We start from the raw sequence: 8,020 nt of genomic DNA, 5'->3' as shown, positions 1-8,020 counted from the left end.
CATCGAAGGCACTTGCACCGGCTGCTGAATCAACCGAATCAGCATATCGATCGATAATTCCGCGATTGCCGCCGTGTTAATCGCAACCGTGGTCAACGCGGGATGAACCTGACGGGCCAATTGAATGTCCGTAATGCCGATCACCGACACATCATCCGGCACGGCGCGACCGAGCGATATCAATGCCTGCACCGCGCCAATTGCCAGCAGGTCATTGGTCGCAAAAATCGCCGTCAAATGCGGTGTGTTCGCCATCAACTGCATGCATGCCGCATAACCCGCATCGATGGAATCGCGAATCTGGAGCACCGCTGCCGCGTCCGACTCGATCCCCGCGCAGCGCATGACATCGCGAAACCCGTTGGATCGCGCATCCTGCAAGCCCCCGCAACCATCGCCGATCAACATGCCGATCTCCCGGTGGCCAAGCTCCAGCAAATGCGTCGCAGCAAGCGCTCCCGCATGAGCAAAATCCACCGCGACGCATGGCAAGGCAGGCGGCGCTTCCAGATGCTCCCACATGGCCAGCAAGATCGGCGCTCGGTGAATCGCCGATGCGCAAAGCTCGTTCATGGCAATGTCAGTGTTCATGACGAGAACGCCGTCCGCCAGCGTTCCCGCGATTTGATGCAGATACGCACGACCAGTCTCCGCGTCGTCATCCGTGTTGCATACCATCAGGAAATAACCCGCTTTTCGCGCCGCGCGCTCGGCGGCCAGTACAAACTCGGGATAGAAAGGGTTGGAAATGTTCGACAGCATCAACGCCAAGGTCGACGACCGGCCCTCGGCAAGTGCCCGGGCGTTAAGGTTCGGCCGGTAGCCGAGTTCGGCGATCGCCTCCAACACTCGCTCAACGGTCTGCGGGCGGACCTTGTCACGATTGCGCAGGACATTGGAGACCGTCGCAGCCGTGACCCGCGCGCGCTGCGCAACCTCAGTTAATGTGACCATCAGTCTTTTCCCACATTCAGGGAACACGATTCAAATGTTGCAAACAATGTCCCGTTTTTGCTAAGTTCCATAAAAATACCCAGGAGACAGAATCATGCGGTTTTCGAATTTCCCTCCATTTAAGCGCTTAAATCCCCGTTGCACAAGGGGAACCTGTTTTTTTATCGCTCAAATTTAAGCGCTTAAATCCGGAGGTGGCATGGCCGCAATCAGTCTTACCAACGTACAGAAATCGTATGGAGACCATACGCCGGTTATCCGGCAACTGAGTCTCGAGATCGGGCAACACGAGTTTTGCGTCTTCCTTGGCCCGTCGGGCTGCGGCAAGTCGACTTTGCTCAGGATCATCGCGGGACTCGAAGACTTGAGCGCGGGAGAATTGCGCATCAATGGCCGCCTGATGAACGACGTACCCGCCGCGGAGCGCGGGGTGGCCATGGTCTTCCAGAGCTACGCGTTGTTCCCGCACATGACCGTGTTCGAGAACATGGCTTTCGGCCTGAAGCTAGCGAAGACGCCGAAGGATGTCATCGACCGAAAGGTCCGCGAGGCCGCGCGCATCCTGGAACTGGAAGCGCTTCTCGATCGTCATCCGAAGGCGCTGTCCGGCGGCCAGCGGCAACGCGTCGCTATCGGCCGGGCGATCGTGCGCGAACCAGGCGTGTTCCTGTTCGATGAACCACTGTCCAATCTCGACGCCGCCCTGCGCGGTCAGACCCGTATCGAAATCGCGCGGTTGCATCAGCGCTTCTCGAACGCGAGCGTGGTGTACGTCACCCACGATCAGGTCGAGGCCATGACGCTCGCCGACAAGATCGTGCTGCTGCACGCCGGCGCGGACGCGGAGCGCTTTGGCAGCATCGCGCAGATCGGTGCGCCGCTTGATCTGTACCACTATCCGCAGTCGCGCTTCGTTGCGGGCTTCATTGGTTCGCCGCGGATGAATTTCATCGACGCCGTAGTCGAGTCGATTGAACGACGCACCGTGACAGTCAAGCTAACGACGGGCGGCGAAGCGCTGATTGCCCATGTCGACGGTGCCCACCTGCAACGCGGCCAGGCGGTAACGCTTGGTGTGCGGCCTGAGCACCTGCAAATCGGCGCCGGCGAACAGTCGATCCGGTGCGTTGCAGCGCTTACGGAGCGCCTCGGCGAACACAGCTATGTCCACGCGGATTTTGCGGGCGGCGTGCTGGTTGCAAAGGCGCCCGGAGACATCTCGATGCACCCGGGAGAGTCGCTATCGATTCGGATTCCTGCCGATGCCTGTCACCTGTTCGACGCGCAGGGCAAAGCGGCGCAACGTACGGATCGCGCCCAGGTGCACGAGCCCGCCTGACCCTCTAACTTACCCCCGCAGATTCAACCCGGTCGCAGAGCCGGCCACATCGACCGGCAACACGGCGTTGCCGGCTAACAAGGTAGTCAAGGAGACACAAGATGATCGCAAATCGCCTTCGCAGTCTGGCGCGCGCTTCGGCCGCGCTCGCTGTGGTTGCAACCCTTTGGTCCGCCGCCGCGGCAGATGCCGGCACGCTGACCGTCAACGTATCGGCGCGCGGCAACCAGCGCTCGACATGGCAGGATGCCTTTGACAAGTTCAAGAAAGCCAACCCCGATATCGACCTCAAGGTGACCTACGTCACCGAGGAAGCCTACAAGGTGCAGATGGGCGGCTGGCTGGCGACGGACCCGCCTGACGTCGTCTCGTGGCACGACGGCGAGCGCATGGCGTACTACGCGCAGCGCGGCTTGCTGGAAGACCTGTCGCCCGACTGGAGCAAGAACAACTGGACGCAACAGTACGCATCGGTGAAGGAAGCATCGACTTACAAGGGCAAGCAGTACGCCGCACCGCTCGGCTACGACGCGTACGGTTTCTTCTATCGCAAGGATCTCTTCGACAAGGCCGGCGTCACGACCGAACCGAAAACCTGGGATGAATTCCTGGAGGCCTGCAAGAAGCTGAAAGCGAGCGGCGTTGCACCGATCGCGGTGGCCGCGCGCGATAGCTGGACGCTTGCCGCATGGTTCGACTATCTCGACCTGCGCATCAACGGCAACGCGTTTCACCAGCAACTGATGGCGGGCGAGATTCCCTATACGGATGCGCGCGTCAAGAAAGTGTACATGGCGTGGAAGACGTTGATTGACGATCACTACTTCATCGAGAACGCGCTCTCCTACGATCTCGACTCCATCGCCCCGTTCCTCGCGAACGGCAAGGCGTCGATGATGCTGATGGGCACGTTCTTCTCGGCCAGCATCCCGGCCTCGATCAAGCCCGAGACCGGCTTCTTCCGCTTCCCTGTGATCGACCCCAACGTGCCGGTTGCCGAGGACGGTCCGGTTAACGTGCTGCTGATACCTGCCAAAGCGAAGAACAAGGCGGACGCGCACAAGCTGCTGGCCTTCATGGAGACGCCTGAGATCAATGCCGATCTCGCACGTGGCTGGGGCCAGTTGCCGTCGAACAGCCAGTCCACCCCACCTGAGGACGCCATTTCAAAGGTCGGCTTTCAAACCCTCGCGAACACGAAGGGCGGTATCGCGCAGTTCTATGACCGCGACATGACCAAGGAAATGGCCGACGAAGGCATGAAGGCGATGCAGCAGTTCTACAGCGATCCTTCGCAACTCGATTCGATCCTTGCGCGACTCGAGGAAACCCGCAAGCGTATCTACAAGAAGTAACGCCTGACAGCGTTGGCGTCCTTTCCCACGCAAACACGGAAACGCCAACGCTCACCTTCGCACTCCGACGAGGCTCAAACCATGTCTGATACCGCTGCCCGCCCGTTGCCCGCGGCACGACGCCGGCGCGTCTCCACGAGCCGCCGTCACCAGAACCGCGCCGCACTCTTTTTCCTGCTGCCAGGCTGCGCGATGTTTTGCCTGTGCGTGATCTATCCGATCATCAGCAGCATCTCGCTCAGTTTCTATAGCTGGGATGGGATGACGCCGAAAGTCTTTGTCGGCTTGTCAAACTACGTCGAATTATTTCATTCGGACACCTTCTATACCGCGCTCAAGAACAATTTTCTGTGGCTCGCGTTCTTCCTGCTTGCGCCACCGCTCGGCTTGCTGTTTGCGCTCTACCTGAACCAGCAGATGCGCGGCATGCGTGTCGTGAAGTCGCTGTTCTTTGCGCCCTTCGTGCTCTCTGGCGTGGTCGTCGGGCTTGTGTTCAGCTGGTTCTACGATCCGACCTTCGGCCTGTTGCGCCTGTTCGTCGGCCATGGCATTCCCGTGCTCGGCGATCCGCACACCGTCACGCTTGGCATCATCTTCGCCGCGCTCTGGCCGCAGACGCCCTTCTGCATGGTGCTTTATCTCACAGGGCTGACGGCCATCAATCCGGAGGTGGTCGAGGCTGCACGCATGGAGGGCGCGAAAGGTGCCCGCCTGCTTTGGCACGTGATCCTTCCACAGCTGCGACCCGCCACCTTCATGGCCGTCGTGCTCACCGTGATCGGCGCGCTGCGCAGCTTCGACCTGATCTCGGTGATGAGCGGCGGAGGCCCCTTCGACAGTTCCACAGTGCTCGCCTATTACATGTACGACCAGGCGATCAAGTACTACCGCGAAGGCTATTCGGCGGCAATTGCCGTCGTGCTGTTCGCGATCATGCTGGTCTACATCGTGTTCCATCTGCGCCGCATGCTGCGCGAAGAACGCTGATCTAAAGGGAGTCACGACAAATGTATCCACTTCCCATTGAACGCTGGAAACCGCTCAATCGCGCGTTGTACAAGGCGTCTTTGCCGCTTGCGCTGGTGGTCTGGCTATTGCCGATGCTGGCCGTGCTCGTCACGTCGATCCGCTCATCCGATGAACTCGCGCAAGGCGACTATTGGACCTGGCCCAAGCACTTCGCGCTGTTCGAGAACTACGGCACGGCGCTCACGCAAACGCCGATGCTGCACTACTTTGCCAATAGCGTGCTGATCACAGTGCCGTCGGTGATCGGCTCGATCGTGCTTGCGTCGATGGCGGGCTTCGCGCTCGCGACCTATCGTTTTCGCGGCAACACCGCCGTGCTGTTCGCGTTCGTCGCCGGCAACTTCGTGCCGATCCAGATCCTGATGATCCCCGTGCGCGACATGGCGCTCAAGGTCGGTCTGTTCAATAGCGTGTGGGCGCTGGTGATCATCCACGTGTCATTCCAAACCGGCTTTTGCACGCTCTTCCTGCGCAACTTCATCAAGCAGTTGCCGTTCGAACTGATCGAAGCAGCGCGTGTGGAAGGGGCGAGCGAATGGACGGTCTATGCCCGGATCGTGCTGCCGCTGATCCGCCCCGCGCTTGCCGCGCTCGGAATCCTTGTCTTCACGTTCGTGTGGAACGACTACTTCTGGGCGCTGTGCCTCACGCAAGGCGACGACGCCGCCCCGATCACCGTGGGCGTCGCCGCGCTCAAGGGGCAATGGACCACCGCCTGGAACCTCGTCGCAGCGGGCTCGGTACTCGCGGCGCTGCCGTCGGTGCTTATGTTCTTCGCGATGCAAAAACACTTCGTCGCCGGCCTGACCTTCGGCGCGAGCAAGGGCTGAGCGCCCCTCTTTCACCTCTCCCTTTTCTCCTACGAGCGAGACACTTTCATGCAATTCGGTGTTTGTTACTACCCTGAACAATGGCCCCGTTCGATGTGGGCCGACGATGCCCGCCGCATGGCCGAACTCGGCATCACGCACGTGCGTATTGCTGAGTTTGCGTGGGGCAGGATGGAGCCGCGCGCCGGTGAATACGTGTGGGGCTGGCTCGACGAGGCGATCGAAACGCTGTCGGCGGCAGGACTGAAACTTGTGCTTGGCACGCCGACGGCCGCGCCGCCCAAGTGGTTGATCGACGCGTATCCGGAGGTGCTGCCGGTACGTGCCGACGGCACGCGCTGGAACGCCGGCTCGCGCCGTCACTACGATATTTCCAGCGAGATTTATAGGCGGGAATGCCTGCGCATTGTCACGGCAATGGCCGGGCGTTATGGACGCCATCCGTCGATCGTCGCGTGGCAGACTGACAACGAACTCGGTTGCCATGAGACCGTGCCGAGCTATTCCAACGCAGCGTTGCACCGCTTTCATGCATGGCTGGAGCGTAAATACGAGACCGTTGATTCGCTTAACGAAGCATGGGGCAATGTCTTCTGGAGCATGGATTATGCGACATTCGATGCGATCGGCTTGCCCAACCTGACGCCCACCGATGCGAACCCGATACATCTGCTCGACTTCCGGCGCTTCATGTCGGACGAGGTCGCGAGCTTTCATCGCGAGCAGATCGACGTGCTGCGCCGCTGCGCACCCGATGTCGACCTGCTGCACAACTTCATGGGCTTCTTCACGACCTTCGATCACTATCGATTCGCAGAAGACAGCACGATCGACGTCGCCGCGTGGGACAGCTATCCGATCGCGAGAACCGAGTCGATTGCGTTGCCGGAAGAGCAAAAGGCGCGCTATGCCCGCACGTCTCACCCTGACGTATCCGCGTTCGATCACGACCGGTACCGGGGCGTTGGCCGCGGGCGTTTCTGGGTGATGGAACAGCAGGCCGGCCCGGTCAATTGGGCCCCGTGGAATCCGGTCCCGGCGCCGGGCATGGTCCGGCTCTGGGCGTTCGAAGCCTTCGCGCACGGCGCGGAACTCGTGTCGTATTTTCGCTGGCGACAGTATCCGTATGCGCAGGAACAAATGCATTCCGGGCTCAACCTGCCGAACAACGAACTGTCGCCCGGCGGCCTGGAGCTACAGCGCGCGGCGCGGGAGATCGCAGGGTCCGAGGTGCTGTCGAACCTTCTCCCGGCGGCGCGCGCGGAGGTGGCGGTCGTCTTCGACTATGAAACGCAGTGGATGTTCGAGATCCAGCGTCACGGCAAGACCTTTGACTATCAGACGCTCGCATTCGACTACTACGAGGCGCTGCGGGAACTGGGTCTGGACGTCGATATTGTTTCGCCCGGCGCCGACTTGTCCCCGTACAAGTTGGTGGTTGTACCGAGCCTCGCCGTGATTGACGAAGCGTTTGTGCAGCGGAACTTGCGCCATCCCGCGCATTGGGTGTTTGGCCCGAGAAGCGGCTCCAAGACCGAAGCGTTCACCATACCTGCGAACCTCGCTCCCGGCGCGCTGCAGCAGGTGTTGCCGATGCAGGTTATCGAGGTTGAGTCGCTGCGTCCGACGTTGCAGCCGTCGACTGCTATTGGTGGGGTGAATGGTATCGCCGTGCATTGGCGCGAGCATCTTCGCGTCGATGGCGAGACGCAGGTCGAGGCGAGCTTCGAGGACGGTTGGCCGGCAGTCGTAAGCCACGGACGGACTCGATATGTCGGCGCGTGGCTCTCGCATGAGTTGCATCGCGCGTTGCTCGAACAGGCTGCGCGCGATGCGGGTGTTCGCGTGCTCCTGTTGCCGGAGGGGCTTCGTGTGCGCCGCCGCGGCGAGGTGACGTTCGCGTTTAATTTCGGCGCAACCGAGAGGGTGGCTCCGGCGCCGGCCACCGCGGTGTTTGTGCTGGGTCAGCGGACGCTTGGGACGGGGGATGTGTGTGCTTGGATGGGCGGGGAAGTGGAGTAAGGAGAGGGGGATGGGCGGTGCTGCTCGCGGCGAGTGTGGGGTTAGCATTGAGTCCTTCTGCTAGCGTGGTCGTCCTGCATAGGTAGTATTTTCTTGCTTATATCTGTTAGCCCCTGTTCGGGGCGGAACTTCATTTCTTTGCAAACGCGCAAAGAAACGAAGCAAAGAAACGCGTTTTAAACCGCCAATTTTTAGTGTCGTCGTTGCCCACTTCAGGTCTTTGGCACGAACGTAGCGCGGCCCCGAACATTTCACCCGCGGTTGAACACCCCCCTCTAGCACCAGCGGCACGCAAACGCTTCGCCTCGACGGCCGCAGATCAATGCGTAGCCGCGTTCTCACAGCATCAAAGGTTTCTATTGGGGCGCGCTAGTTTATCCGGCGCTGTTCTGCGCACGACCCTAGCCCGATAAACAATAAAGTTTCAGTGCTCGCGACATATGTCATCTGACAACAAGTCGAAAAATAGCAAAGTCATACCTCTAGCACTG

Annotated in this window: 6 protein-coding genes; 5 read left to right on the top strand and 1 reads right to left on the bottom strand. The window is 60.5% G+C overall.

Annotation, left to right across the window (positions count from 1 at the left end; translation table 11 throughout):
- The coding region (locus WCA53_RS27550; RefSeq protein WP_423918272.1) for a LacI family DNA-binding transcriptional regulator at positions 1-954 on the bottom strand (954 nt) is incomplete at its 3' end.
- A gap of 199 nt (positions 955-1,153) precedes the next feature.
- Here WCA53_RS27550 and WCA53_RS27545 point away from each other — a divergent pair.
- From WCA53_RS27545 to WCA53_RS27525, 5 genes are all read left to right on the top strand, one after another.
- Complete coding sequence (locus tag WCA53_RS27545) at positions 1,154-2,293, top strand: ABC transporter ATP-binding protein (protein WP_423918269.1); 1,140 nt, start codon at positions 1,154-1,156, stop codon at positions 2,291-2,293.
- A 101-nt stretch (positions 2,294-2,394) separates the two neighbouring features.
- Positions 2,395-3,648, top strand: coding sequence for an ABC transporter substrate-binding protein (locus WCA53_RS27540; RefSeq protein ID WP_423918264.1), 1,254 nt, complete (start codon positions 2,395-2,397; stop codon positions 3,646-3,648).
- Positions 3,649-3,729: 81 nt separating this feature from the next.
- Positions 3,730-4,635, top strand: coding sequence for a carbohydrate ABC transporter permease (locus tag WCA53_RS27535; RefSeq protein ID WP_423918259.1), 906 nt, complete (start codon positions 3,730-3,732; stop codon positions 4,633-4,635).
- Positions 4,636-4,655: 20 nt separating this feature from the next.
- Positions 4,656-5,507, top strand: coding sequence for a carbohydrate ABC transporter permease (locus WCA53_RS27530; protein WP_423918256.1), 852 nt, complete (start codon positions 4,656-4,658; stop codon positions 5,505-5,507).
- A gap of 48 nt (positions 5,508-5,555) precedes the next feature.
- A complete protein-coding gene (locus WCA53_RS27525; RefSeq protein ID WP_423918253.1) occupies positions 5,556-7,529 on the top strand; it encodes a beta-galactosidase in 1,974 nt (657 codons plus the stop codon).
- Positions 7,530-8,020: the final 491 nt, after the last annotated feature.

The sequence above is a fragment of the Caballeronia sp. genome, from assembly GCF_049581465.1.
Classification (GTDB): Bacteria; Pseudomonadota; Gammaproteobacteria; order Burkholderiales; family Burkholderiaceae; genus Caballeronia.
This window is presented reverse-complemented; position numbering and strand designations above follow the sequence as displayed.